The organism is Geminocystis herdmanii PCC 6308, assembly GCF_000332235.1.
Classification (GTDB): Bacteria; Cyanobacteriota; Cyanobacteriia; order Cyanobacteriales; family Cyanobacteriaceae; genus Geminocystis; species Geminocystis herdmanii.
Map to the genome: position 1 here is coordinate 3226068 of NZ_CM001775.1, position 24702 is coordinate 3250769.

General features: G+C 35.1%; 25 protein-coding genes and 1 tRNA gene (1 of these 26 cut by a window edge). 15 read left to right on the forward strand and 11 right to left on the reverse strand.

What is annotated here, in order from left to right; all coding sequences use genetic code 11:
* Nucleotides 1-531 precede the first annotated feature (531 nt).
* The 3 genes from SYN6308_RS25835 to SYN6308_RS22775 form a co-directional block, all read right to left on the reverse strand.
* A complete protein-coding gene (locus tag SYN6308_RS25835) occupies nucleotides 532-657 on the reverse strand; it encodes a hypothetical protein (RefSeq protein WP_017295498.1) in 126 nt (41 codons plus the stop codon).
* A gap of 100 nt (nucleotides 658-757) precedes the next feature.
* Nucleotides 758-2029 (reverse strand): carboxyl-terminal processing protease CtpC, encoded by a 1272-nt coding sequence (gene ctpC, locus SYN6308_RS16215; RefSeq protein ID WP_017295499.1) that lies wholly within the window; start codon nucleotides 2027-2029, stop codon nucleotides 758-760.
* Between the two features lie 223 nt (nucleotides 2030-2252).
* A complete protein-coding gene (locus SYN6308_RS22775; RefSeq protein WP_017295500.1) occupies nucleotides 2253-4241 on the reverse strand; it encodes a transglycosylase domain-containing protein in 1989 nt (662 codons plus the stop codon).
* A 376-nt stretch (nucleotides 4242-4617) separates the two neighbouring features.
* Here SYN6308_RS22775 and SYN6308_RS23520 point away from each other — a divergent pair, with 376 nt between their 5' ends.
* Nucleotides 4618-6090, forward strand: a complete 1473-nt coding sequence (locus SYN6308_RS23520) for a DUF697 domain-containing protein (RefSeq protein ID WP_158412762.1) — start codon at nucleotides 4618-4620, stop codon at nucleotides 6088-6090.
* Between the two features lie 15 nt (nucleotides 6091-6105).
* On the opposite strand, the gene SYN6308_RS16230 is transcribed toward SYN6308_RS23520, so the two are convergent.
* Nucleotides 6106-6744, reverse strand: a complete 639-nt coding sequence (locus tag SYN6308_RS16230; protein ID WP_017295502.1) for an LON peptidase substrate-binding domain-containing protein — start codon at nucleotides 6742-6744, stop codon at nucleotides 6106-6108.
* Nucleotides 6745-7064: 320 nt separating this feature from the next.
* Nucleotides 7065-7334, reverse strand: a complete 270-nt coding sequence (locus SYN6308_RS16235; RefSeq protein WP_017295503.1) for a hypothetical protein — start codon at nucleotides 7332-7334, stop codon at nucleotides 7065-7067.
* Nucleotides 7335-7488: 154 nt separating this feature from the next.
* Here SYN6308_RS16235 and SYN6308_RS16240 point away from each other — a divergent pair, with 154 nt between their 5' ends.
* Both SYN6308_RS16240 and SYN6308_RS16245 read left to right on the forward strand, forming a co-directional pair.
* Nucleotides 7489-7833, forward strand: a complete 345-nt coding sequence (locus SYN6308_RS16240; RefSeq protein ID WP_202803915.1) for an STAS domain-containing protein — start codon at nucleotides 7489-7491, stop codon at nucleotides 7831-7833.
* A gap of 32 nt (nucleotides 7834-7865) precedes the next feature.
* The gene (locus tag SYN6308_RS16245) at nucleotides 7866-8324 is read left to right on the forward strand and encodes a Mini-ribonuclease 3 (protein ID WP_017295505.1); all 459 of its coding nucleotides are present in this window, start codon (nucleotides 7866-7868) and stop codon (nucleotides 8322-8324) included.
* A gap of 136 nt (nucleotides 8325-8460) precedes the next feature.
* Here the strand turns inward: SYN6308_RS16245 and SYN6308_RS16250 are convergent, their stop codons facing one another.
* Nucleotides 8461-9225, reverse strand: coding sequence for an alpha/beta fold hydrolase (locus SYN6308_RS16250; protein WP_017295506.1), 765 nt, complete (start codon nucleotides 9223-9225; stop codon nucleotides 8461-8463).
* A 319-nt stretch (nucleotides 9226-9544) separates the two neighbouring features.
* Here SYN6308_RS16250 and moeB point away from each other — a divergent pair, with 319 nt between their 5' ends.
* Nucleotides 9545-10720 carry a molybdopterin-synthase adenylyltransferase MoeB gene (gene moeB, locus SYN6308_RS16255; protein ID WP_017295507.1) on the forward strand — a complete coding sequence of 392 codons (1176 nt, stop codon included), beginning with the start codon at nucleotides 9545-9547 and terminating at the stop codon, nucleotides 10718-10720.
* Nucleotides 10721-11013: 293 nt separating this feature from the next.
* A complete protein-coding gene (gene lpdA / locus SYN6308_RS16260) occupies nucleotides 11014-12432 on the forward strand; it encodes a dihydrolipoyl dehydrogenase (protein WP_017295508.1) in 1419 nt (472 codons plus the stop codon).
* Nucleotides 12433-12540: 108 nt separating this feature from the next.
* Here lpdA and petD read toward each other — a convergent pair whose 3' ends face one another.
* The 3 genes from petD to SYN6308_RS16275 form a co-directional block, all read right to left on the reverse strand.
* The gene (gene petD / locus SYN6308_RS16265) at nucleotides 12541-13038 is read right to left on the reverse strand and encodes a cytochrome b6-f complex subunit IV (RefSeq protein ID WP_017295509.1); all 498 of its coding nucleotides are present in this window, start codon (nucleotides 13036-13038) and stop codon (nucleotides 12541-12543) included.
* A 142-nt stretch (nucleotides 13039-13180) separates the two neighbouring features.
* Complete coding sequence (petB, locus tag SYN6308_RS16270) at nucleotides 13181-13849, reverse strand: cytochrome b6 (protein ID WP_017295510.1); 669 nt, start codon at nucleotides 13847-13849, stop codon at nucleotides 13181-13183.
* Nucleotides 13850-14119: 270 nt separating this feature from the next.
* On the reverse strand, nucleotides 14120-14548 hold the full coding sequence (locus SYN6308_RS16275; RefSeq protein ID WP_017295511.1) for a single-stranded DNA-binding protein: 429 nt from the start codon (nucleotides 14546-14548) through the stop codon (nucleotides 14120-14122).
* Between the two features lie 631 nt (nucleotides 14549-15179).
* On the opposite strand from SYN6308_RS16275, the gene SYN6308_RS16280 reads away from it, so the two are divergent.
* Entirely contained in the window at nucleotides 15180-15563 is a 384-nt protein-coding gene (locus SYN6308_RS16280) for a hypothetical protein (RefSeq protein ID WP_017295512.1), read from the forward strand.
* Between the two features lie 146 nt (nucleotides 15564-15709).
* Here the strand turns inward: SYN6308_RS16280 and SYN6308_RS16285 are convergent.
* A tRNA-Asn gene (locus SYN6308_RS16285) sits at nucleotides 15710-15781 on the reverse strand.
* 129 nt (nucleotides 15782-15910) lie between these two features.
* On the opposite strand from SYN6308_RS16285, the gene SYN6308_RS16290 reads away from it, so the two are divergent.
* The 6 genes from SYN6308_RS16290 (at nucleotide 15911) to SYN6308_RS23525 (ending at nucleotide 21391) form a co-directional block, all read left to right on the forward strand.
* Nucleotides 15911-16402 (forward strand): hypothetical protein, encoded by a 492-nt coding sequence (locus SYN6308_RS16290; RefSeq protein ID WP_017295513.1) that lies wholly within the window; start codon nucleotides 15911-15913, stop codon nucleotides 16400-16402.
* 26 nt (nucleotides 16403-16428) lie between these two features.
* Nucleotides 16429-16872, forward strand: coding sequence for an Rrf2 family transcriptional regulator (locus tag SYN6308_RS16295; RefSeq protein WP_017295514.1), 444 nt, complete (start codon nucleotides 16429-16431; stop codon nucleotides 16870-16872).
* Nucleotides 16873-16881: 9 nt separating this feature from the next.
* Nucleotides 16882-17862, forward strand: coding sequence for a UDP-glucose 4-epimerase GalE (gene galE, locus SYN6308_RS16300; RefSeq protein ID WP_017295515.1), 981 nt, complete (start codon nucleotides 16882-16884; stop codon nucleotides 17860-17862).
* 13 nt (nucleotides 17863-17875) lie between these two features.
* The gene (locus SYN6308_RS16305) at nucleotides 17876-18592 is read left to right on the forward strand and encodes a lipoyl protein ligase domain-containing protein (RefSeq protein ID WP_017295516.1); all 717 of its coding nucleotides are present in this window, start codon (nucleotides 17876-17878) and stop codon (nucleotides 18590-18592) included.
* Between the two features lie 96 nt (nucleotides 18593-18688).
* Complete coding sequence (rseP, locus tag SYN6308_RS16310) at nucleotides 18689-19783, forward strand: RIP metalloprotease RseP (protein ID WP_017295517.1); 1095 nt, start codon at nucleotides 18689-18691, stop codon at nucleotides 19781-19783.
* Between the two features lie 219 nt (nucleotides 19784-20002).
* Nucleotides 20003-21391 carry a Ycf66 family protein gene (locus SYN6308_RS23525; RefSeq protein ID WP_017295519.1) on the forward strand — a complete coding sequence of 463 codons (1389 nt, stop codon included), beginning with the start codon at nucleotides 20003-20005 and terminating at the stop codon, nucleotides 21389-21391.
* A 25-nt stretch (nucleotides 21392-21416) separates the two neighbouring features.
* Here the strand turns inward: SYN6308_RS23525 and gmk are convergent, their stop codons facing one another.
* Nucleotides 21417-21980 (reverse strand): guanylate kinase, encoded by a 564-nt coding sequence (gene gmk, locus SYN6308_RS16325; RefSeq protein ID WP_017295520.1) that lies wholly within the window; start codon nucleotides 21978-21980, stop codon nucleotides 21417-21419.
* 144 nt (nucleotides 21981-22124) lie between these two features.
* On the opposite strand from gmk, the gene SYN6308_RS16330 reads away from it, so the two are divergent.
* The 3 genes from SYN6308_RS16330 to lpxA all read left to right on the forward strand — a co-directional run.
* A complete protein-coding gene (locus tag SYN6308_RS16330; RefSeq protein ID WP_017295521.1) occupies nucleotides 22125-23396 on the forward strand; it encodes a hypothetical protein in 1272 nt (423 codons plus the stop codon).
* A 106-nt stretch (nucleotides 23397-23502) separates the two neighbouring features.
* Nucleotides 23503-23964, forward strand: a complete 462-nt coding sequence (fabZ, locus tag SYN6308_RS16335) for a 3-hydroxyacyl-ACP dehydratase FabZ (RefSeq protein ID WP_017295522.1) — start codon at nucleotides 23503-23505, stop codon at nucleotides 23962-23964.
* Nucleotides 23965-24063: 99 nt separating this feature from the next.
* Nucleotides 24064-24702 carry the 5' portion of an acyl-ACP--UDP-N-acetylglucosamine O-acyltransferase gene (gene lpxA / locus SYN6308_RS16340; RefSeq protein WP_390091460.1) on the forward strand. The gene runs 162 nt beyond the window's last position, so the window shows 639 of its 801 coding nt (coding positions 1-639); it begins with the start codon at nucleotides 24064-24066; its stop codon lies beyond the right edge, outside the window.

Here is a 24702-nt window from a genome sequence, read left to right on the forward strand (position 1 = left end):
GTATTCTGTTTCTTTTGCTAACTCATAATGAAGGTTAAAAATTTTATTAACAGTTTCTAAAGATAAACGATAATTATTAGTTAAAGTAGCAATATTTTCCTGTAAATCTTCTATGATTAATTTACTTAAATCAACTTTCGCTTCCGTTAAAATCTTAATATCTTGACGACTATCCCAAAAAATAAAAGTATCAAAATTATACTTTTTTGTTACTTCTATAATTATTTGTTTAAGTTTTTTTAAAACTAATTCTAAGTCTTGATTGTAGTCTAAATCGTGATATTTAGAGTTTGCTGAATAAATCAGAAAGCTATTAAAATCAACGGTTTAGATATAATACATTAGTGAAAAAGTGCGCCGTTTTGAGGATTTTTATTCAAAAATTCGACACTTTTGACCTTATTTTTTTAATACAACTATACTTGTTCTATCTATCAACAGCATCAAAACCTTGATGTTTCAGTATTTATCCTATCTCCTGTCTCCTGACTCCTCTCTCCTATCCTCATCAAAATACTTTTTCAGCAAACCCTATTTAGAGTTTAAATTTTTTTTATTACTAAACCATGAATAACCGATTTCTGTGGGTTGTTTATAGATTTTATCGCCAATTTTTTTGTCTTTAAATTCTAAGTCGATATAAGCTATTTTACTCATGTATTATATTCATATAGCGAACCGATTTAATTGGTGAAATATTTTTACATAAAATTATCACAATTAATTTCTAATTCCTAATTCCTAATTCCTAATTCCATTAATTGGGTTTTTGAGCTATTTGTTGAGATAAAATTTCTAAGGCTTTTTTAAACTGTGCATCGTCGATCGTACCTATTTTAAGACGATCTTGGATTAAAACTTCTTTTTCTTCATCGCTCATTTCATAAACTATATCAGGAGTGATACCTTGTTTATTAATATCTCTGCCATCGGGAGTTAAGTATTTGGCGATCGTAACTGCCATACCAGAGCCATCCCCTAAACCTCGCACCGATTGCACTAAGCCTTTTCCAAAGGTTTGAGTTCCTACGACAATACCTCGTTTATGATCTTGTAATGCACCAGAAAGAATCTCACTAGCACTAGCAGAACCACCATCAACTAAAACCACCACGGGTTTATTCGTTAAAGCAGTACCATTGGCACTATGGGCATCTACTTCTCCCACTCGATCGACAGTCGTAACAATTCGACCTTCATCAATAAACATTCTGGCAATTTCTACACTAGAGTATAACAACCCCCCTGGGTTCGATCGTAAATCGAGGATATAACCTGCAACATTATTTTTTTCACCTTCTAAAATTGCCTGTTTCATCTCAGCGGCAGCATTACTACTAAATTGCACTAAGCGAATATAGTCAAATTTACCTATATCTGGACTCTGTTCAACTCTTGCTCTGACAGGATGTATTTCGATTTTAGCTCTGGTAATCGTAAAATTCATCATTTCCCCTTCTCGTTCGATGACTAAATCAACGCTACTACCGGGAGTCCCTCTGATCATCGATACCGCATCATTTAACTCCATTCCTTCCGTAGTTTTACCATCAATTTTACGAATAATATCCTTAGAAATAATACCTGCCGAAAAAGCAGGAGTATCTTCAATAGGAGAAATTACAATAATATTATTTGTTTCTTCTTCCTTCGTAATTTGAATACCAATCCCAGTTAATTCCCCTGAAGTATCAATTTGCATGGTTTTAAATTCTTCAGGATTCATAAAGCGTGTATAAGGATCATTGAGCTTTTTGAGCATTTCTCGAATCGCTTCGTAGGCTTGTTCCTTATCGCTGTATTCCTTCCCTAGATACTCTTTTCTAACTTCTCGCCAATCTTCTCCGTTAAAAGTCGCATCAACATATCTACCATTAATAACTTGCCATACTTCATCTACTAATTCTTTGGGGCTATCTTTAAAAAAAGCCTGACTTTGGGAAAATCGAAGCCCAAAACCTGTGATCGCCACACTAGAAACGGCTAAGGCAGTTGTACCCAGAATTAGTCCACGTTTAGTGATATTCATATTCTCAAATCTATAATCAAAACTTATAAGGGAACGGAAGTGAACTGTTTAATTAAAATTGTACTTGTTAAATTTAAACAGAGTAAAATGATTTTTAACTAAAAAGTGCTTATTTTCTCCGATATTAACACAATTAATCATAATTAGGGCTAACTTGGAAGACTCCGAAGACAAGCAGACAGGCTGATTGTATTTCTGGTGAATGAATAAAATTCTCTCTAAGCTAAATGGGATTGTTTCGACGACGACGGCGACGACGGCGAGTATTTTCTTGGGGTAATTCTTCAGGAGATTGTTGAACAAGAGTCGTTTTATGATAACTTTGTCTGGGTTTAAGGGGTTCTAATTTGATGGTAGCTTTATCTAAGGCTAACCTACCCGGAGGATGTCCAAAATTCTCAATAGGCATTTTATCCGTAGCTTTTAACATAAAATTACGCCACATTTGCGCCGTTACAGCACTACTTCCCCAAGTTTCTTTATTATTATCATTGCCAACCCATATTCCTGTAGCTAGTTGGGGGATATAACCAATAAACCATAAATCTCTTGCCTTGTCGGATGTGCCTGTTTTTCCTGCCACGGGGCGCCCAATTTGGGCGGGGATTCCTGTACCTGATTGAACAACTCTTTGCAACATCCATGTTGTGATATTTGCACTATTTTTGTCTAAAGCAGTTTGAGGATTGAGTTTCGCTTCATAGAGAATTTCCCCATTACCATTAACGATGCTGGTGATACCATGAGCTTGTAAATGTTGTCCTTGATTTGCTAATGTAGCATAACCACTGGTTAATTCTAAAAGATTAACTTCCCACGCACCCAACGCCAAGGAGTAGGTAGGCTGTAAGTTCGATTCTATACCCATTTTTTGAGCTATTTTAATAACAGGATTCCAACCAACATCAATCAAGGTTTTGATAGCAACTACGTTTAAGGATGATGTTAGGGCTTCGGAAATTGATACGTCTCCTCGATAGCTGTCACCGTAGTTTTTTGGCTCATATCCATCTACTACATAGGGAGCATCTAAATAGTTTTTGGTGGGTGACATTCCTCCAGCGATGGCGGCTGCATAGACAAAGGTTTTAAAAGTTGAGCCTGGTTGTCGTTGTGCTTGGGTAACTCGATTAAATTGATTATTGGCAAAGTCAACCCCTCCTACCATTGTACGGATTTCTCCCGATCGAGGATCGATCGCTACTAATGCGCCTTGGGTGAATTTTTGCCATTTACCATAACGATTTACGGCTTTTTCTACTACTTCTTCTCCTGCTTCCTGCCATTGAGGGTTAAGGGTGGTGTTAATGATAATGCCTCCTTGGGCTAGTTTATCTCGACTGACATATTTCCCCATTTCTTTTTGTATGTATTCGACAAAATAGGGTGCTTTGCGAATTTGTCGTTTTAAGGGGCTAGATTTGATTTTTAAGGGGGTTTCGATGGCACTTTGGGCTTCTTCTGGAGTAATATACCCCTGTTGTGCCATACGAGTTAACACCATATTTCGGCGAGTGGTAGCCACTTCGGGGTTTTCGAGGGGAGAATAAAGACTTGGCGCTGGGGTAATTCCTGCAATGGTAGCAATTTCAGGGAGGGTAAGTTCATCTAAAGATTTGCTAAAGTAACGATGGGCGGCATCGGCAACTCCATAAGCGCCCGAACCGAGATACACTAAATTAAGATAGGTTTGTAATATTTCTTCCTTGCTTAGTTGATTATCGATTCTTTGCGCAATGATAACTTCTTTTAGCTTTCTTTCTATACTACGATCTTGAGTTAAATACACAATTCTCGCCAGTTGTTGAGTAATAGTACTTCCTCCTTCCTTCACTTCTCCTGATTGAAAGTTGATGACACTAGCACGCGCGATACCTTGTATATCGACTCCTTTATGTTGATAATATCGACTATCTTCAATGGCAATAAACGCCTGTTGTAATTTTTTTGGTATTTCTGTAATTTTTTTTCGATCGAAAGCTCCATCACCAAATTGTGCAAGAATGGTGTCATCTTTGGCTTTAATAATCAGGGTATTAGGTCGATCGTAGTTAACCACATTAGCGACATTATCAGGTAAAGTTCGATCGAGTTCAAGCCATTTACCGATTAAAAAAGCAAGGAAACCGAAGTTAATGGTAAAAGCCATCGCAAAACCATACCAAAATATACGATTGTGACGCAATTCTTTAACAGATGCGAATGTTACCATTGTTTGCCCTCGATAGTTGATCAATTTTCTTTGAATAATGGTACTTTATTTTACCTGAGTTTGGAATTTAAGAGTTTTTTCGTGATCAAAAAATGTTCGATCGCAGTATTATAGACCTTAGTTAAATACAAGAATCCTTGATATAGTTAGGTTTTAGGCTTTAGGTTTTAGATTTTAGGTTAATTTTTCAACTTTTATTGAATTATTAAATTAAGTTAAATTAATTGATGTAAAACCAATTATTAATAGTTTTTTCTCAATTCTTTACTTGAGTAATACCTAATACCTAACACCTTATCTTTACCAAGAAATTTTATCCCTCAGTGATATATTATATAATTAACTGTTTTTAATTTTGTTATGGATGATCCCCATTATGACTATCTCAATCAAAAAACCCATTTTAGTAGTCGGTGTTAGCCTTTCTTTTTTATTATGGATAGGAGAGAATTTAAAAAATACCTTTGATGAGGTAGGAAATGTTACTCTTTTCGCTTTAATTTTAATGGGGAGTATTTGGTTGTTTTGGCAAAGGAAAAAAACGCCCTTAATTATCCCTAATTTTTCATTATCTTCAGTGAGTAGAATTGACTTTGATAAAAAAAATCAGCAAATTAAAAATTTATTAGATACTTTAGTTAAAGAATCTTCTGAGGATTTAGGTAATATTTTTCAAGATAAATTTAATTCTAGTTTAAGTTCGATCGAGCAAAGCATAACAAAAAAATACTTAGATTTAACGATAATTAATCATAACAAAATTATTTCTAGTTCTATAGTTAATAATTTACAACAAAAATTTGTTGATGATATTAAATGGTTTAGTGAAACTAACTTTTTAAATTATGATCAAAATATAGCTATTAATCAAAATAATAATAATCAAAAATCTAATTCATTAACTCTAAATAATCTTAAAAATTTATCTTTAAAATCTGACTTAGTTTTATTTGTTATTCAGGGAGATATAACAGAATCTGAAAAACAAATTATTACTCAAATTAACAAGAATCAAAGAATTTTAGTCTTATTCAATGACATAGATTATCCCTTGGCGGAAGAAAAAACTCTCATTTTTACTAATATCAAAAACAAGTTAAAAGAGATTATTAATTCAGAATTTATTATCGCAATCTCAACTCAAAGTAAAAAAGTTAAGGTGAAAAAATACCTCGATGAAGTTAACTATCAAGAATGGGAAGAAGTGACTCAAGGAGAATATAATAACTTATTAAATACCTTAAAAATCACTGTTGAAAAAGAGAAAGATAATCTTATTTTAGCTACTGCTTATCGTAACTCGATCGAGCTAGAAAAAGCCATCAAAAAAGAATTAAATCTTATCAGAAAAGAAAAGGCTTTACCCTTATTAGAAAAATATCAAATAGTGGCCGCTACCGCAACTTTTGCCAATCCCGTTTCTAGCTTAGACTTATTAGCAACGGCGGCGATTAATACTCAAATGATTGTGGATTTAAGCAGTATTTATCAACAGTCATTATCTTTAAATCAAGCCAAAGAAATCTCGATCGAACTTGCAAAATTAATGGTAAAATTAGGCATGGTAGAAATATCGAGTCAAGCCATTACTGCCATTTTAAAAACGAATGCCATTACCTATGTTGCAGGGGGAATAATTCAAGGAATTAGTGCCGCTTATTTAACTCGTCTGTGTGGTTTAAGTTTAATTGAATATTATGAAATTGCCGAATTAAATAACAATCAAAGCATTAATTTAAAGATTATCAAAGAGAAATTACAGCTAATTTTTCAACAAACTAAAGATAATAATTTCCTCACTAAATTTGTCACAAAAATCACCAAAAATGAGCAATTAAGTTTTAATTAGGAGTTATTTGTATGATTAATTAAAAGCATCCTTTAAAGCGGTACGAGCGGCTAAATTACTGCGTGTTGTCTCTAATATATCGGCTTCTCTTTGCAGTCTTTCTTGAGTATCCTGCATTTCTAATAAAGATTGTTGTTCGATCGCAACTCCATAAAGGTTACTAGCCACCCAAAAAGATAATTCCCTAGGTAAAGTGGGCAAATTCTCAGGTAATTCAATTTTTTGATCTGTCAGTTTAGCGGATAACTTAACTACGTCATGGAGTAAAGTTGTGACTTCTTTGGCTTTTTCCCGTAAATTATGTTGAGTAGAGTTATCCTCAAACCATTCTACCAAAGCAACTCGGTAGGGTTTTTCTCGCACATATTCCAACACTCTAAATCTTTGTTGTCCTAATGTTAGCACCTTCATGCGATCGTCTGGTAATCGTTCAAAATGGATAATTTCCGCACAACAACCGACTTTGGCGATTTCTCCATTTGTCGGATCGATCATTAGTACTCCAAAACGTCGATCGAACTCTAAAATAGTATTCATCATCATGCGATAACGAAATTCAAAAATATGTAAAGGTAAAGGGCGCCCCGGAAATAAAACCACTTCAGGGAGGGGAAACAAAGGTAATTCTCTAACTGCGATGGAAGAAGATGCCATGATTTTTCACTCTAATTATGCACTTTAGTTCTAATTTAGCTGATTTTTGCTCCAAATGAATCTAAGTTCGATCGAGAAAATAGCACCGGAGGACTCTGAAGATAGGAGACTAGGAGATAATTGTTAATGAATTCTTATGTTGATTTTTTATTCAACACCTTGAAAAATATTGATTTTTTATTCAATAACCTTAAAAGCCTTGTTCTTTCGTTCTTTTTCGTTGATTTTTTATTCAACATAGAGGAAGAAGACAAGGGAAACCAAGAGAAAAATTGGTGACTTTTTCATTCTCAATTCTCAATTTTCAATTCTCAATTAATTTAGGGTACGATCGATCGAATTAGTTTCAATATTCTTAACAAAAAAATCTTGTGACGTAATTCTGAATTTATTTGAGGAGGAAAAGGATTTTTAGCAATTTCCTCTTTTAACAAAGCATATTCTTCAGCAGTTAAAGGTTGATTATCTTCAGGAGATTTTGCCTCAATAATAATTTCCGTTGCCAACACTTCTTCGGGAGTATCCTCTGGAGGAGGTAAGGCAGACACCGAGAGATGACTAAACATCACAGGTAAAATAAAAAATAACATTCGAGAAGAAATATTAATCATAACAAAAACAATGCAAAAAAATATTCAAGAATAATCAGAAAAAATAAAAAATGAAGAAAATTTAAGGTATATTATACTATTGTTAATTAACTACAGATACCGTAAGGAGGTAGCTATTTCAGAACAACTAAATCTGACGGTTAGTCTTAGAGGGACTCGTGAAGTCAGAAATAATTGCCAAATTTTCCATTTACTAGGGCAACTAGATGCTTTTTCTGAGCCTACTTTTCAAAAAGTCATCTTAGGATATGTGAAAGAAACTGCCAATAAAATCATTCTTGATTTATCCCAAATAGACTTTATTGATAGTTCAGGATTAGGCGCATTAGTGCGTATTGCCAAGCAAGTAGCCACAGTTAAAGGTGACTTACAAATTGTTAGTAATGCTAGAGTTACTCAAACCGTGAAAATGGTGAGATTAGAGAAATTTCTTAAATTGAAAAACTCTCTGGATGAGGCGTTAAAAGACATCAAATAAAAATTAATTCAGTTTCCAGCATTATTTTATCTATGGAAATAACTCCATTACCTTCTGACAACTTTCCTCAATCTGACTCTAAGAATGAGGTTATTCCCCACTGGAAATTAATTTTTAATGGCGAAATCTCTGCCTCATCCCTACAAACAATTTCCCCTACCGCTTTTGCTTATATCGGTGATGCCGTCTATGAGTTATATATTCGCACTCATTATCTGTTTCCGGCAAAACGAATCTCTGACTATCATCATCGAGTAGTAGAAAAGGTACGAGCGGAAACTCAAGCTCTTTATTTACAGCAATTACATCCCATCTTGACAGAAACAGAATTAAATTGGGTACGTCGGGGGCGAAATTCTGTGAAGAAGTCTCCCCGTCGTTTATCTTTGCAAACTTATCAACAGGCTAGTGGTTTAGAAACTTTGTTAGGATATTTGTATATTTTCGATCGAGATAGACTTCATTTTTTATTATCACAACTTAGCATTTAGCTACTGTTTTTGTTTTCTCACGCAAAGACGCAAAGACGCAAAGGGATTTTAATAACTTTGTAGTGAGGGTTTTAACCCTTCTTGATTTTTATTCTTTAACCTAAAACCTAACACCCTTTCCGATACCTAGTCTTCATCAAAAAACTTTTTCAGCGCCATTTAATTTAGACATCTCTGGTAATATATTTGTGGAATCGTTGCCCTGAGAAACCCAAAAATCGAGAATATTTTGTCCGACTAAAGTAGGTTGAAAATAATGAAAAAAGTGTTCAGTTTGATCACATTGCCATAATCTATCTTGAGGTTTTAAATGTTTTTCCCATTTCCTCATCTCCTCTCCTGAGATAATTTTATCTTTTTCACAACCACAAATCATTAAGGGTGACGTAATTTGTTCGATCGATAAATCATGTCTTTGATATAAACTATGGGGAGACAAAGAATATAATAAGGCTTTCTCCAATAATCCCATAAAGGCTTTTTGATAATATTGATTATGATAACCAAACAGATAAGATGCCACTCGTGCGAGGATTCTTTCTTTACTACAATAAAAATTAGTGCGTAACAAATAATAATAACTAATCCAATCTAAAGCAGGATTTGTTCCTACTCCCAAAATAACTAAAGATTTTACCTTATCCGGATATTTCTGAGCATATAATAATCCTAACAATCCACAGGTACTATGACCAATTAAATTGATAGGTTTTTTTAATAAACTTATATAATCATCCAACAATTCGATCGCAATATCAAGAGACGTACCTTCATCCGCAGTCTGACAATATTCCCATTGAGCAATATTTACATGACGAGACAAATATTTAACCATAGGTAAATTAAAACGCAATAGATAAGGATTTGTATTTAACCACAGAGTATCTAAACTTTTGAACATCTTTTTCAATAAATTTCTATAAAACAAAAGAAAGTATCAGCAAGATTAGAACCTTGCTAAATACAGAGTAACCGATTCTTATTGATAATATTTATCAAATACCTATAAAATAGGATAACTCATTATTCAAGTTATTGCAAGTAATTATCATTAAAATACTAACTTATGAAGAAAAATAATTAAAATATTTTGCGTCTTAGGGTGAGAAAAAGTCTAAATTCTGTTGATTTATTCATCAACTCCTAAGTAACTCTTATTTGCTAAAATGATAATTTGCTCAATAAAACAGAAATCAAACTCTGGTATATAAAAAGATAAAATGCTCAATCCTAATTTAGATGCGATCGAACTCAATAAAGAAGAGTATGAGCGCTATGCTAGACATATAATTTTGCCTGAAGTGGGTTTGGAAGGACAAAAACGTATTAAAGCCGCTAGTGTCTTCTGTGTTGGTACTGGTGGACTAGGTTCGCCCCTGCTTCTTTACCTTGCCGCTTCAGGTATCGGTAGAATCGGTATCGTTGACTTTGACATCGTTGACGCTTCCAACTTGCAAAGACAAATCATTCACGGCACATCATGGGTAGGTAAACCTAAAATCGAATCCGCAAAAAACCGTATTTTAGAAATCAATCCAGCCTGTCAAGTGGATTTATATGAGACTCGTTTAAGTGCAGACAACGCCCTTGCTATTCTCGAACCCTATGATATAGTCATTGATGGTACAGATAATTTTCCTACCCGTTACCTCGTTAACGATGCTTGTGTATTGTTAAATAAACCTAACGTTTACGGCTCAATCTTCCGTTTTGAAGGACAAGCAACGGTGTTTAACTATGAAGGTGGACCGAACTATCGTGACTTATACCCTGAGCCTCCACCGCCGGGGATGGTGCCTTCCTGTGCCGAAGGAGGTGTGTTAGGAGTACTCCCCGGTATCATTGGCACAATTCAAGCTACTGAGGCGATTAAGATTATTTTAGGGGCAAAAAATACCCTCAACGGGCGTTTATTGTTATTCAATGCGTGGGAAATGAAGTTTAGAGAGTTGAAATTACGCCCTAATCCTGTGCGCCCTGTCATTGAGAAATTGATTGATTATGAACAGTTTTGCGGTATTCCTCAAGCAAAAGCAGAAGAAGCAAAAGACGCTAATGAGTTACAGGAAATGACGGTAACGGAGTTAAAAACTTTGTTAGATAGTTCGGCGGATGACTATGTTTTAATCGATGTGCGTAATCCTAATGAGTATCAAATCGCTCAAATTCCTCAAGCGGTGTTAATTCCTTTACCTGATATTGAAGACGGTGACGGAGTAGCTAAGGTTAAGGAGTTAGTAACTGGTAAAGCTCGTTTGATTGCTCATTGTAAGCTAGGAGGTCGATCGGCTAAAGCCTTACAAATTCTTAAACAAGCAGGAATTGAAGGTATTAACGTCAAAGGTGGTATCTCTGCTTGGAGTAAGGAAGTCGATTCTTCTGTACCTGAATATTAATCTACTTAGGCGGTGCTGAAAAAGTATTTTGACAAGGGGAGGTGTTAGGTATTAGGTGTTAGGTATTAGGTTAAAGAATGAAAAATAAAGATTATAAGGATGTTGAATAAAAAGTCAATACTTTTTAAGGTGTTGAACAAAAAGTCAACAAAATAATTGATTGAGAATTGAGAATTTAAAACTCAATAATTTTTTGCTTTTTTCTCTATATTGCTTTCGTCATTTTTCGGTTGTCGAACTCAGGTATTGTAAAATGGTAAGGTTATCTCGATCGAATTTTTATAATAAAGAATATGAGTAAGTTTGATTATGATTTAATCATTATCGGTGCTGGTGTTGGTGGTCATGGTGCAGCCCTTCATGGTGTTAAAATGGGTTTAAAAACCGCTATCATCGAAGCGGGAGACATGGGGGGTACTTGTGTTAATCGTGGTTGTATCCCTTCTAAAGCCTTATTAGCCGCTTCGGGTAAGGTAAGAGAGTTATCTCATCATGAGCATTTACAGAGTATGGGTGTTAATGTTGGTGGTGTTAGTTTCGATCGAAAACTCATTGCCGATCATGCTAACGATTTAGTCAGCAAAATTCAAGGAGATTTAACCAATAGTTTAAAGCGTCTTAACGTTGACATTATTAAAGGTTGGGGTAAAGTGTTAGCCTCTCAAAAAGTAGGAGTTATTACCGATAACGGCGAAAAAGTATTTACAGCGAAAGAAATTATGCTCTGCCCTGGCTCAACTCCTTTTGTGCCTAGGGGAGTGGAAGTTGATGGCAAAACCGTTTATACTAGCGATCAAGCTGTCAAATTGGAATCATTACCCCAGTGGATAGCCATTATTGGTAGTGGTTACATCGGTTTGGAATTTGCGGATGTTTATACCGCCTTAGGTAGTGAAATTACCATGATTGAAGCATTAGATCAATTAATGCCTACTTTTGATCCAGATATTGCTAAAATTGCGGAAAAAGTTTTAATCAATAGTCGTGACATCGAAACCTATACAGGAGTTTTCGCCACCAAAATCACCCCCGGAAATCCCGTGACGATCGAACTCACGGATGCTAAAACAAAGGAAGTAGTAGAAATATTAGAAGTAGATGCTTGTTTAGTCGCTACGGGTAGAATCCCCGCTACAAAAAATTTGGGCTTAGAAAATCTGGGAGTAGAAACCGAAAGAGGCTTTATTCCCGTCAACGACAAAATGCAGGTGTTGAAAGATGGTAAAGTCGTACCCCATCTTTGGGCAGTGGGTGACGCTAACGGTAAAATGATGTTAGCCCATGCCGCATCAGGGCAAGGTATCATCGCCGTAGAAAATATGTGCGGTAACGAAAAATCGATCGATTATCGTAGTATTCCCGCCGCCGCCTTTACCCATCCCGAAATCAGCTATGTGGGTTTAAGTGAGCCTCAAGCCAAGGAATTAGGCAAAAATGAAAAATTTGAAGTCGCCACGGTTAAAACTTTCTTTAAAGGCAATTCTAAAGCCCTTGCAGAGAAAGAAACCGATGGTATCGCTAAGATTATTTATCGCAAAGATACGGGAGAATTACTTGGTGTGCATATTATCGGGATTCATGCTTCAGACTTAATTCAAGAAGCCGCTAATGCCATCGCTAATAGAGAATCTGTCCATCAATTAGCCTTCAATATCCATGCCCATCCTACCCTTTCCGAAGTGTTAGACGAGGCTTATAAACGAGCTAGTTAATGATCAACAAATAAAAAAGCCTTCGATCGAGCCTAAAAATCTCAGGAAATGAGCATAGGATCGATCGAGAGGCTTGTATTTTGATATTTTTGAAAGTTAAGTCAAAACCTAGAATAAACCCAAAGTTAAAGACTTATCAATGGGGAATACAGAACCAGCGCCTAACCAAAGAGTGACTAACGTACCGAATAAAAATACAGTCATGGCAATGGGGCGACGGAAAGGATTTTGGAACTTGTTAACACTTTCAATGAAAGGTACTAACATTAAACCCAAAGGAATCGCCGCTTGACAAGCAATACCTAAAAGTTTGTTAGGTAAAACGCGCAAAATTTGGAATACTGGGTATAAATACCACTCAGGTAAGATTTCCAAAGGAGTTGCAAAAGGATCAGCAGGTTCGCCAATCATAGCAGGATCGAGAATGGATAAACCAACAATTAAACCTAATGCCCCTAAAATACAAACAGGGAACATATAAAGAATATCATTAGGCCACGCAATCTCACCGTAGTAGTGATGACCCATGTTTTGAGCTAATTTTGCTCTTAATTTTGGATCGTTGAGATCAGGTTTTTTGATTAATTGAGAATTAGGATTAGACATGATTTTAAAATTTCCCCTCTGTTAACGGGTAGATAAGAAGAAGAAACAGGATAATTATTATTTTATCCTGATTGTATCTGAGGATTTTGTAACGAATGATTAACTTTCAAGACAATAATTGCTTGATTTTCAAGATCACTGATTACAAAGGACCCGAAATACCTTGTTTACGGATTAAGAGGAAGTGTAATAACATAAACACTGCCATTAACCAAGGTAAAACAAAAGTGTGAATGGTATAGAAACGGGTTAAGGTAGCTTGACCTACACTTGCACCACCTCTCAAAAGTTCTACCATTTGATCCCCAACGACGGGAATAGCCGCAGGTACACCAGATACAATTTTAACCGCCCAATAACCTACTTGATCCCAAGGTAAGGAGTAACCAGTTACACCGAAGGAAACGGTAATAACTGCCATTGTTACACCCACAATCCAAGTTAATTCACGAGGTTTTTTGAATCCACCAGTTAAGTAAACACGGAATACATGGAGGATTAACATCAATACCATCATACTGGCAGACCAACGATGGATCGATCGAATCAACCAACCGAAGTTAACTTCATTCATGATAAATTGAACAGAAGTGAAGGCTTCCGTAACGGTGGGTTTGTAGTAAAAAGTCATGGCAAACCCAGTGGCAAACTGAATTAAGAAGCAAGTTAGGGTAATTCCACCTAAGCAATAAAAAATATTGACGTGGGGGGGAACGTATTTGCTACTAATATCATCTGAAATCGCATCTACTTCGAGACGATCGTTAAACCATTTATAAACAGGAGAATCGGTTACTTGTTTAGTAAACATTAAGCCGTGAACTAGGAATTATTATGTACAGTGTTGTTAATTTTTAACCTGAATAAATCTCAGTTTTGCAAAGATTTCAGGTTATGTTAAGTCAAGGAAATTATATCATGACGTTGTAGCAAGACTAGACATTGATTCGATCGTCAATGATCAAATCCAATTCTGAGACTTCCTACATAAAATTTAACATATTTTGATCCATAACAGGGTGAAGATTAAAAGCTCACCAAAGAAATTAGTTTTGCTACAGCAGGTAATCATTCTCTAAATTTAAAATGGAATATGATCTAGTTTATTTTCGTCAATGCCCGAATCTTCCTCGTCAGAATTAACACCTTCTTCTCCATTATCCCCGGATTTGTAATCATTTAAGCTGACAACTTTATTTCGATCGTCCCCACCATTTAAAGGGTATATGTGAGAAATGATTAACTCTGTTGTTTTTTCTTTATATCCTTGTCTTTCTACCAAATCCATTTTTAAACGCCCAGTTAAGACAACTTGATTGCCTTCCACATATTTTTGTTCAATTTCTGTGGCTAAATTTCCCCAAGCAACCACTTTTAAATTAGAAGGGGGATTATTGGGGGAAAGATTATCAAACTCCACCATCATTTCTGTAACAGCTAATTGACTATCTTGAGTGTATCTTAATTGAGGACTACGAACTATTTTTGCCATTAACACACAACTATTCATAATTTTGATTTCCTACCTAATCATGAGGCAATTAATTATATTCATTTCTATTTTGCCACAATTTTGAGGAAATAGTAGTTTAAAAATACTAAGGGAGGTTAATAAAGAAAAAAATATCGATGAGGTCAATAAGAATACAGGAGGACAGGGCGATTATATTTTTATGTATTAGACTTCTCCAATAATTATTTTCATCCGATTGAAAATGACGATAAACTATGTTATTTTAACGATTTCAATATCTAAATTGATTTAATTTTTCATTTCTGGAGATGTCTATTATTTAACCTAATACCTGATGCCTGAAACCTGACACCAGCCCTCATCAAAAGACTCCCATGTGCAAACCCTAAATATGAGAAAAAAAGAATTAATATGAAGAAATGTAACATTTTTTTCTTTGTTCCTCACAATTGCACTGAAAATCAATCAGATAAAGCCTTAGACTCAAAGAATTACCACAAAAATCACGGGTTAAATGTAAAGAGTTATTACAAAAACCCTCATTTCCGTTTTATTTTTCTTATACTGACGATATAAGAAATAAATCTAATAGTTATTTCTACGGAGAGTTTATTAAAAATTTAAACTCGTTTATTGTCGTCAAAATCTTTAGGGAGTATCAAAAGCAATGCAAGTATCTCACGAAAACAGTTGGAGAAATAGTTATTTATTCGCCATGACTAAAAGTTTTCTCATCTGGACATTCACTCTAACGGTGTGCTTTTTGGTGGTGGGTTTTCCCTTAGTAGTCATTTTGATGACGGTGGGAGTCTTAGCCGCCATCGTCTTACAATCTATTTTACCTGCTAGTGCCATCGTCTTAGTATCGGGAGGAATTTTAGGAGTAACAACCGTTGCTATCATTATTTCTTCTTTGTTATTAACGATTAAAGGTATTCGCCCTGATGAAGTACAATGGTTAGGCTGGTTACATGACACTGATAAAGACAGAATTAATCAAAATTCGATTTATGCGTCTTGTCCTTTAACTTGTGGTATAGAAAACATTTAGTTTATATATGATTACTAAAAAAGAACACTGAATTAGAAATTGAATCTTCAAAATCTGTTCAGTGATTTTTTTATGGTATTTTTTTTATAAGCTAATGATGATCCCTTACTTATCTACCATTAATCTTTGGAATAATATTTTTAAAACTCCCCGAGTAGGATTCGAACCTACGACCAATCGGTTAACAGCCGACCGCTCTACCACTGAGCTATCGAGGATTGCTCACATTAAATTATTATAGCTAACTATAAAAAAAAAAGCAAGGGACATTTTATTTTTTTTACTGAGACTATCAATTTCTTTCTTTTCGATCTATGCTGATAGTTAACAAGTTTAGAGGTTGATCTATGTTAACTGATCATCGTTCCGTATCCCTTTCTTATCTTTCCACTAATTTAGAGATTCTTGTCCATTTGGATGCGATCGCAACATTATATCAAAGAGATCATAATCGGTTTCACATCGTCTTAAATAATGTGGAATTCAGTAAAATCACTGATGATACTAATTTTTATTTTCCCACAGAAAACCCGGAGGAAAACGGCAAAAATTTAATTTGGTTAGAAATATCTCCTTTCAGGGTGATAATGACTCAACAAAATAAAAATGGGGTGAATTATCGTCATTATTGGGAAAAAGGTATTTACGGTAAAAGTCGTTATTGGCTTAATGAAAATGGAGACGGTGATCAACAAAATGATAGTATTTATCTACGGAATTTTACTCGGAATCTGACTCTAAAAGGTTCGTCTAATCCTGAGTCATTGAGAATTGAGTATGAATTGTGGAGTAATCATCTAAATTTAGGTCATTATGTTTTACATCTTGAAGTTAACTAATTTTTTTGTATCTTTTGGGATAGTCAATGAAGTTAACAAAAAAAGGTTATTATGCGGTGAAGGCATTACTAGATTTGAGTCTTCAAGAACACGATCGAGCTGTGTCAGTAAGTGCGATCGCCACTCGTCAAAATTTACCTGCACCTTACTTAGAGAAAATATTAATTAAAATTCGTCATGCTGGTTTAATTAAGTCTATCAGAGGAATGCAGGGGGGTTATATATTAGCTTTACCGCCAGAGGAGATTTCTTTAGGGGATATTTTAACAGCAGTGGGAGATAAAATTGAGCCTTTATCGTCTCATCATTTGAATCGAAATTCGGCAGAGGATTGGGTAACAATGACTTTATGGAAACGTTTGAATCAAAAATTTCAAGAAGGGATTTTTAAGATCACTTTAGCAGATTTATATTATGATGCTCGTAGTCGTCAAGCCTCCCAAGGGGAAGATAACAATTTTATTATTTAATCTATTTTTATGACTATTTTAGTTACTGGTGGCGCAGGTTATATTGGTTCTCATACCGTTAAACTTTTAAAAAGTAAGGGTTATGATTTGCTGGTGTTTGATAATTTAGTCTATGGACACCAATATATCATCGATCGATTAGAAGTCGATTTTATTCAAGGAGATTTGATCGATCGAGCATTATTAGATAAAATTTTTCAAGAATATAAAATTGATGCCGTGATTCATTTTGCCGCCTATGCCTATGTCGGTGAATCCATGGAAAACCCTGCCAAATATTATCGTAACAATACCGTTGCCACTCTCAATTTATTGGAAGCGATGGAAAGTGCAGGAGTCAAAAATATTGTCTTTTCCTCCACCTGTGCCACTTACGGAATACCCAATGAAATTCCCATTACGGAAAGTCATCCCCAAAACCCCATTAACACCTATGGTTATACCAAATTAGTCGTAGAGAAGATGTTAGCAGATTTTCAACGCGCCTACGGTTGGGAATATGTGGCTTTTCGTTATTTTAATGCCGCAGGAGCTTCTGTGGATGGTTTAATAGGAGAAGATCATAATCCTGAGCCTCATTTAATACCGTTAGTGTTATATACCGCCTTAGGAAAACGGGATTCTGTATCTATTTTAGGAGATGATTATCCCACTCCAGACGGCACTTGTATTCGAGATTATATCCATGTGGAAGACTTAGCCCAAGCCCATTTATTAGGAGTAGAATACCTCTTGAAAGGTGGTAAAAGTGAAGTTTTTAATCTTGGTAATGGTAATGGTTTCTCTGTCAAAGAAGTCATTGAAAGTGCAAAAAAAGTCACCCAAAAAGATTTTACTGTAAAAATAGACGATCGTCGCCCCGGTGATCCACCTATGTTAGTGGGAAGTAGTGAAAAAGCTCGAAAAATTTTAGGTTGGCAACCTGAATACCCCGATATTGAAACTATTATTCGTCATGCTTGGCAATGGCATCAAAAGGAAAAAGATTAGGTGATATTGTTTTATGAATACATGGCGTTTTATCCCTTTGATGGAAGGTGACGGTAAGTTACAAATGATGATCGATCAGTGGCTACTAACACAACATCAAAAATACAATCATCCTCCTACCCTCAGATTTTATACATGGAATCCTCCAGCCATTTCTTTAGGCGTTAGCCAAAAACGCCATTTTCCTAGTCATTGGCACAATCTCACCTATGAAGGAAAACCTTTAGACTTGGTGAAACGTCCTAGTGGTGGGAGAGGAGTACTGCATCAAGGGGATTTAACTTATATGGTAGTAACATCCCATTTAGACGGAAATTTAGATACAGTATATCGGCAAATATGCCAATTTTTAATTTTAGGATGGCAAAAATTAGGGGTAAATTTAGATTTTGGACAACCTGAAAGCAAATATCTACAATCCGCTAATTGCTTCAAATTAGCTACTAATGCGGATTTGGTCGATCGACAGGGGAATAAGTTTATCGGTAGTGCGCAACTCAAAAAGGGTAAATTTACCCTGCAACACGGTTCAATGTTATTAAAACCCGATTTAAAGCTATTTCAACAAGTTTTTAATACTACCCCTCCCTCTCCTGTCTTACCTTTGATGTCTTTAAGTTCGATCGTCTCCGCCTTAACCGAAGCCGCCGCCGAATGTTTTAATTGTAACTTTGAAACACAACCATTATCACAGAAAGAATTAAAAGATATAAAGAATTTAATAATTTAGTTAATAAACATCGATCGTTTTCTTTTGTCTAACTCAGGTTACGGTAAGTTAGCATTATAATAGAATTTTAAAGTTTTGTAAGTAAAATTAGATACTATGTCAGTATTGGCGGCTATAGCAGTTTTAGGTTTATTAATAGTAGTTCACGAATTAGGACATTTTGGAGCGGCTCGATTACAAGGTATTCGAGTTAGTAAGTTTTCCATCGGTTTTGGGCCAGTTTTAGCTAAATATGATGGTAAAGAAACAGAGTACGCTCTGAGAGCTTTTCCTTTAGGGGGTTATGTGGGTTTTCCTGATGATGATCCTGATAGTAATATATCTTTAGATGATCCTGATTTACTGCGTAATCGCCCTGTATTCGATCGAGCCATCGTTATCAGTGCTGGAGTTATCGCTAATCTAATTTTTGCTTATTTCCTTTTAGTAGGTCAAGCAACCACTGTCGGCATACAAGATATAAATTATCAAGCAGGGGTTTTAATTCCCGAAATTATCACCGAAGTTAACTCTCCAGCCGTAACGGCAGGATTACAAGGTGGGGATGTGATATTAGCTATCAACAATCAAACTTTACCCGCCGAAGAAACTGCCTTAGAAACCTTAAGAAAAACCATTCAAGACTCTCCCAATCAGATTTTACAATTTACCGTCAAAAGAGGAGACGACACTTTTATTTTACCGATTACCCCAGAATTAACAGACAATGGTAAGGGAAAAATCGGAGTCATGTTAGCACCCAACGGAGAATTTATTAAGCGCCGTCCCCGTGATATTATAGAAGCCTTTACGGTAGGCGCACAACAATTTGAACGTTATACAAAACTGACTATTCAAGGTTTCGCTCAATTAATAACTAACTTTCAAGATAACGTTAAACAAGTAGCTGGTCCTGTTGCGATCGTAGCGGTAGGTGCAGAATTAGCAAAAAACGACTTAGGAAACCTATTTCAATTTGGTGCATTAATTAGCATCAACTTAGCCATTATCAACATTTTACCCCTTCCTGCCCTAGATGGAGGACAACTAGCCTTTCTAGCCGTAGAAGGAATAATGGGGAAACCCTTACCCAATAAATTGCAAGAAGGAATTATGCAAACTGGCTTAGTCTTGCTATTAGGTTTAGGCATCTTCTTAATATTAAGAGATACTGCCAACTTAGCTTTTGTGCAACAATTATTACCGCAATAAAATCAGTTCAAGATAAAATTATCAGGTTTTGGTATTAGAGTGTTGGGGTGTTGGAGAGATTGGGAATTATCCAAAAAGGGTTAAAACCATTATTACAAAAAAACGAATCACAAAGAAATCTACACTTATTCCTGAAGACAAATTCCCTGAAATTTATTTCTTGACGGTTTTTGAGTATAATATAAATCAAAGAATCAACATACTGAAGGAGAACAAGCAATGTTAGCTTACTTTCTCGCCATCGTTATGGCTATGATTAGTCTAACACTATATCTTAACGCTTTTATTAGTCCCAAAATTCATCGGCAAGATGATTTTCTTTGGAGTGGACTAGGTTTGTTTTATGCTTTAACTCTCTGGATATGTGCAGGAAAAATTACAGGAGCGGTATTATTAGGACAATTAGCAGTAGTATCTTTGGCGATCGCATTTATCTGGGAAAATCGACAAATTAGAAAATTAATCATTGCTGATACGGAATCGAATAATGGGTTAGAAGGTTTTTCTCTTTTAAGTTTCATTCTCACTTCTTTTAATAAAATCTCTCAATTAGCGAAAAAGAAAACCCCAGTTGTTACGAGAAAAACTTCTACTAAAACCGATGAAAAAACGCCTGAAATAGAAGAAAAAAATCTTGAAATAAAAGAGAATTTAGAAGTCGAATCTGAAAAAAATCAACCATTCCCAAAGGAAATAATCGAGAAAAAAGTAACCGTAGAAATTAACACCGAAAAGCCATTACAGGAAGACACTCAAACCGTTGAAAGTGTTATTGAAGAAGTTATCCAAGAAGAAATAGAAGTTGACTTAAACGAAGTTTCACCCTCAGAAAATAATCTTGATGATGATTTTGATATAGATTCTTTAGGATTATCTCAATCTACAGATAATATTAGTAATGAATCAGAAAAATCTAAAAGTAATATTTTTAGTAAATTGATGAGATTTTTCCGTAAGTCTTCTCCAGAAAATAGGAATGAAAAAGAAACTTCTCCATCTGTTATAGAAACCAACGAATCAGAAATTGAGCCTGAAATTGATCTTAATATTAGCGCCACAGAAGTAGAAACAGCTATTGAGAATTTAGATTTAGTGGATTCTAATAGTGATAGTGAAGAAGTTGAGAAAATAACAGAGGAAAATGATTTAACGAAAGACTCTCTTAAGGAAGAAGAAATTATCGAGTCGATTACTGATGAGATAGAAACAGAAACTATTGAGTCGATTGCTGACGATGTAGAAACAGAAACTGTTGAGTCGATTACTGATGATGTAGAAACAGAAACTGTTGAGTCGATTACTGATGATGTAGAAACAGAAACTGTTGAGTCGATTACTGATGAGATAGAAACAGAAACTATTGAGTCGATTGCTGATGATGTAGAAACAGAAACTGTTGAGTCGATTGCTGATGATGTAGAAACAGAAACTGTTGAGTCGATTGCTGATGATGTAGAAACAGAAACTGTTGAGTCGATTGCTGACGATGTAGAAACAGAAGCAGAAAATAATCCACAGAATACAATTGCAACTGAGGATAGCTCGATCGAGCAGCGCCACTTCGTGATCGAACCTTCCTCAGCCCCAGACTCTGATAATGTAAAATGAGTTTAAAAGCGTTATTTTTGATACTTTAGGAAACCGCAGGAAAAATTATACTTTCCACCAGTTCGATCGAACTTTCTAAATTATCATTAATAACCTGATAATCAAACTCATCACTAACGGCTAATTCTTCCCTTGCTTTAGCCAAACGTTTAATAATAACTTCCTCGGCATCTGTAGCTCTTCCCCTCAATCTTTGCTCTAAAATATCTAAAGAAGGGGGTAAAATAAAAATGCTCGTAGCTAAAGGGAAACTATCTTTAATCAATCTTGCTCCTAAAACTTCAATTTCTAAGATAATAATTTTACCCTGATTAATTTGCTCTAACACAGGTTGACGAGGAGTGCCATAATAGTTTCCAGCATACTCAGCCCATTCTAACAGTTGATGATCATTAATCATTTGTTCAAATTCATCACGAGACAAAAAATAATAATCCTTTTTATCAACTTCTCCCTGACGAGGCACACGAGTTGTCGCAGATATAGACACAAAAATCTGAGAATATTTAGACAGTAAAGCCTTAACTATTGTACCCTTACCTACTCCACTAGGTCCGGTGATGACAACCAATTTTCCCTCTTGAGTCATTATTTTCTATGTTGCTAAAAATACGATCGATATTTAATTTTTATCACAAAATCGATCGATCAATTCCTGACGAGATAAATTTAAGAGAAAAGGTATCACTTTCAAATATGATAATTTTATTAATAAAGGAGGGATAATACCTTAATGAACAATTTTGATATAGTTATATTATCCAACGGACCGGGAGAAATTACCACATGGGTTTTACCTGTTGTTAAGCAAATTAGAGCTAAATTAAATCATCTTCATAATAATATTAGAATCTCTTTAATTTTATCTCCTTGCCCTCACGCTACGGGAAATGAAGTTAATATTGCAACTTCATGGCAAGAGATTAATCGTATTCAATCACCCGATGATTTTTTTAGTTTTTTTTTATGGGGAAAAACTGCGGATAATTGGCATTGGCATTCTCAAGGTTTAGTTATTTTTTTAGGTGGAGATCAATTTTTTACTTTAACCATTGCTAAAAGACTTGGTTTTCAAAGTTTAATTTATGCAGAATGGGATGCTCGTTGGTATCGCTATATTGATTATTTTGCAGTCATGAATCAAGCTATTATTGATAAAATACCTTCTTCATTTCATCATAAATGTACTATTGTGGGAGATTTAATGGCTGATGTGAGTATTTTAAAATCAGACAATAATCAAATTAATAATAATATTAAAATAGGACTGTTACCCGGTTCAAAATCTAGTAAATTAACTCAAGGTGTGCCTTTTTTAAGTTCGATCGTACAGTATATTATAAATATTTCATCTGAACAAAACTTATTCAATATTGACTTTATTCTTCCTCTTGCACCCACCATAACTCCAGAAAATTTAGCTTACTATGGTAATAAAAATAATAACCCTTTAATTGATAAATTAGGTAATGTAACAGTGCAATTAATAGAAGAAAAAAAACAACTTTATCTGCTAACATCTGGAGGAGTTAAAATAAAATTAATTACTGATTTTCCCGCCTATGAAGAATTAGTTAATTGTGATCTTTGTTTAACTACTGTGGGAGCAAATACTGCTCAATTAGGAGCTTTAGGAATACCGATGATAGTTTTAATTCCTTTATATCAATTAGAGGCAATGAAATCATGGGATGGTTTACCCGGAATCTTGGCTAATTTACCCATACTAGGAGATTTCTTTGCTAAGTTAATTAACTCGATCGTACTCAAATTTACCAAAAAAAATAAAAAACTTTATGCTTGGCCTAATCTATGGGCAAAAAAAGAAATTGTACCCGAATTAATCGGTTATTTAACTGTAGAAGAAGTGGGAAATTTAGTTTTAGATTTCTTAAAAAATCCCACAAAATTAACAATCATGAAAGATAATTTACAAAAAGTTAGAGGCACTTCTGGAGCAAGTATCAAAATAGCTGAAATAGTCGAAACAATAATTTTAAAATAGCATTACTCCATCATAAAAAATTTTTTGCTCTACTGAGCTTAGTTTTACTGGTTCATGATATTCTAATTAAGGCTTATTGATAAGTGTCTTCAGGAAATCATCATTAATGGAACAAGATTTAGTACAAAACACTGTGACAACCTTCTCTATTACAGAAATTCAAGAATTATTACCCCATCGTTATCCTTTTGCTTTGCTCGATCGAATTATTGATTATACAGAAGGACAAAAGGCTACAGGCATTAAAAATGTCACCATCAATGAACCTTTCTTTCCTGGGCATATCCCTAATAAGCCCATAATGCCGGGGGTTTTACAATTAGAAGCCCTAGCACAAGTAGGGGGAGTGATTTTAACTCTTTTACCCGGCATGAAAGGCAAGTTTTTCGCCTATGCTGGGGTAGATAAAGCCCGTTTTCGTCGCCCCGTTATCCCCGGTGATCAATTAGTGATGACAGTTGAGTTACTGTCTTTTAAACGTAATCGTATTGCTAAAATGCAAGGAAAAGGTTTGGTTGATGGACAATTAGCGGTAGAAGCAGAAATGTTATTTTCTCTTTTCGATTAATTTTTCTCCCTCAAATGAGATAAATTTTAAAATCAATTATGGTAATGATCAGATTTTTTGTTTATCCTCGTTACTAATTTCATCAAATATATATAATTTATTTTACGAATCGTGATACATCCCACTGCTATTATTGATCCCAAAGCTGAATTACATCCTACCGTCGAAATTGCTCCCAATGTCGTTATTGGTGCCGATGTCAAAATTGGTGCTAATACCATTATCGGTGCTAATGTGGTGATTTCTGGACCTATTGAAATTGGTTGTGATAATCAGATTTTTCCCGGTGCTGCCCTCGGTTTTGCCCCTCAAGATTTAAAATATAAAGGTGGAAAAAGTTTTGTTAAAATTGGCGATCGCAATATTATTCGAGAATATGTCACCATTAACCGCGCCACAGGAGAAGGAGAGGAAACGATTATCGGCAATGACAATCTCTTAATGGCTTATGTCCATGTTGCCCATAATTGTATCTTAGGTAATGGCATTGTGATTGCTAATTCCGTCGCTCTAGCGGGTCATGTGGAGGTAGAATCAAAAGCAGTGATAGGCGGTATGTTAGGGGTTCATCAATTCGTAAAAATTGGTAAAATGGCTATGCTAGGCGGTATGAGTAGGATCGATCGAGATGTACCCCCTTATATGTTAGTCGAAGGCAACCCTTCCCATGTTCGATCTCTCAATTTAGTTGCCCTCAAAAGAAATAAATTCGATACTGAAGATATTTCCTTGATGAAA

What these genes read in the sequence shown, in the direction of transcription:
- SYN6308_RS25835 (WP_017295498.1), bottom strand. Translation starts at nt 657, where the DNA reads ATGAGTAAAATAGCTTATATCGACTTAGAATTTAAAGACAAAAAAATT.
- ctpC (WP_017295499.1), bottom strand. Translation starts at nt 2,029, where the DNA reads ATGAATATCACTAAACGTGGACTAATTCTGGGTACAACTGCCTTAGCC.
- SYN6308_RS22775 (WP_017295500.1), bottom strand. Translation starts at nt 4,241, where the DNA reads ATGGTAACATTCGCATCTGTTAAAGAATTGCGTCACAATCGTATATTT.
- SYN6308_RS23520 (WP_158412762.1), top strand. Translation starts at nt 4,618, where the DNA reads ATGACTATCTCAATCAAAAAACCCATTTTAGTAGTCGGTGTTAGCCTT.
- SYN6308_RS16230 (WP_017295502.1), bottom strand. Translation starts at nt 6,744, where the DNA reads ATGGCATCTTCTTCCATCGCAGTTAGAGAATTACCTTTGTTTCCCCTC.
- SYN6308_RS16235 (WP_017295503.1), bottom strand. Translation starts at nt 7,334, where the DNA reads ATGTTATTTTTTATTTTACCTGTGATGTTTAGTCATCTCTCGGTGTCT.
- SYN6308_RS16245 (WP_017295505.1), top strand. Translation starts at nt 7,866, where the DNA reads ATGGAAATAACTCCATTACCTTCTGACAACTTTCCTCAATCTGACTCT.
- SYN6308_RS16250 (WP_017295506.1), bottom strand. Translation starts at nt 9,225, where the DNA reads ATGTTCAAAAGTTTAGATACTCTGTGGTTAAATACAAATCCTTATCTA.
- moeB (WP_017295507.1), top strand. Translation starts at nt 9,545, where the DNA reads ATGCTCAATCCTAATTTAGATGCGATCGAACTCAATAAAGAAGAGTAT.
- lpdA (WP_017295508.1), top strand. Translation starts at nt 11,014, where the DNA reads ATGAGTAAGTTTGATTATGATTTAATCATTATCGGTGCTGGTGTTGGT.
- petD (WP_017295509.1), bottom strand. Translation starts at nt 13,038, where the DNA reads ATGTCTAATCCTAATTCTCAATTAATCAAAAAACCTGATCTCAACGAT.
- petB (WP_017295510.1), bottom strand. Translation starts at nt 13,849, where the DNA reads ATGTTTACTAAACAAGTAACCGATTCTCCTGTTTATAAATGGTTTAAC.
- SYN6308_RS16275 (WP_017295511.1), bottom strand. Translation starts at nt 14,548, where the DNA reads ATGAATAGTTGTGTGTTAATGGCAAAAATAGTTCGTAGTCCTCAATTA.
- SYN6308_RS16280 (WP_017295512.1), top strand. Translation starts at nt 15,180, where the DNA reads ATGCAAGTATCTCACGAAAACAGTTGGAGAAATAGTTATTTATTCGCC.
- SYN6308_RS16290 (WP_017295513.1), top strand. Translation starts at nt 15,911, where the DNA reads ATGTTAACTGATCATCGTTCCGTATCCCTTTCTTATCTTTCCACTAAT.
- SYN6308_RS16295 (WP_017295514.1), top strand. Translation starts at nt 16,429, where the DNA reads ATGAAGTTAACAAAAAAAGGTTATTATGCGGTGAAGGCATTACTAGAT.
- galE (WP_017295515.1), top strand. Translation starts at nt 16,882, where the DNA reads ATGACTATTTTAGTTACTGGTGGCGCAGGTTATATTGGTTCTCATACC.
- SYN6308_RS16305 (WP_017295516.1), top strand. Translation starts at nt 17,876, where the DNA reads ATGAATACATGGCGTTTTATCCCTTTGATGGAAGGTGACGGTAAGTTA.
- rseP (WP_017295517.1), top strand. Translation starts at nt 18,689, where the DNA reads ATGTCAGTATTGGCGGCTATAGCAGTTTTAGGTTTATTAATAGTAGTT.
- SYN6308_RS23525 (WP_017295519.1), top strand. Translation starts at nt 20,003, where the DNA reads ATGTTAGCTTACTTTCTCGCCATCGTTATGGCTATGATTAGTCTAACA.
- gmk (WP_017295520.1), bottom strand. Translation starts at nt 21,980, where the DNA reads ATGACTCAAGAGGGAAAATTGGTTGTCATCACCGGACCTAGTGGAGTA.
- SYN6308_RS16330 (WP_017295521.1), top strand. Translation starts at nt 22,125, where the DNA reads ATGAACAATTTTGATATAGTTATATTATCCAACGGACCGGGAGAAATT.
- fabZ (WP_017295522.1), top strand. Translation starts at nt 23,503, where the DNA reads ATGGAACAAGATTTAGTACAAAACACTGTGACAACCTTCTCTATTACA.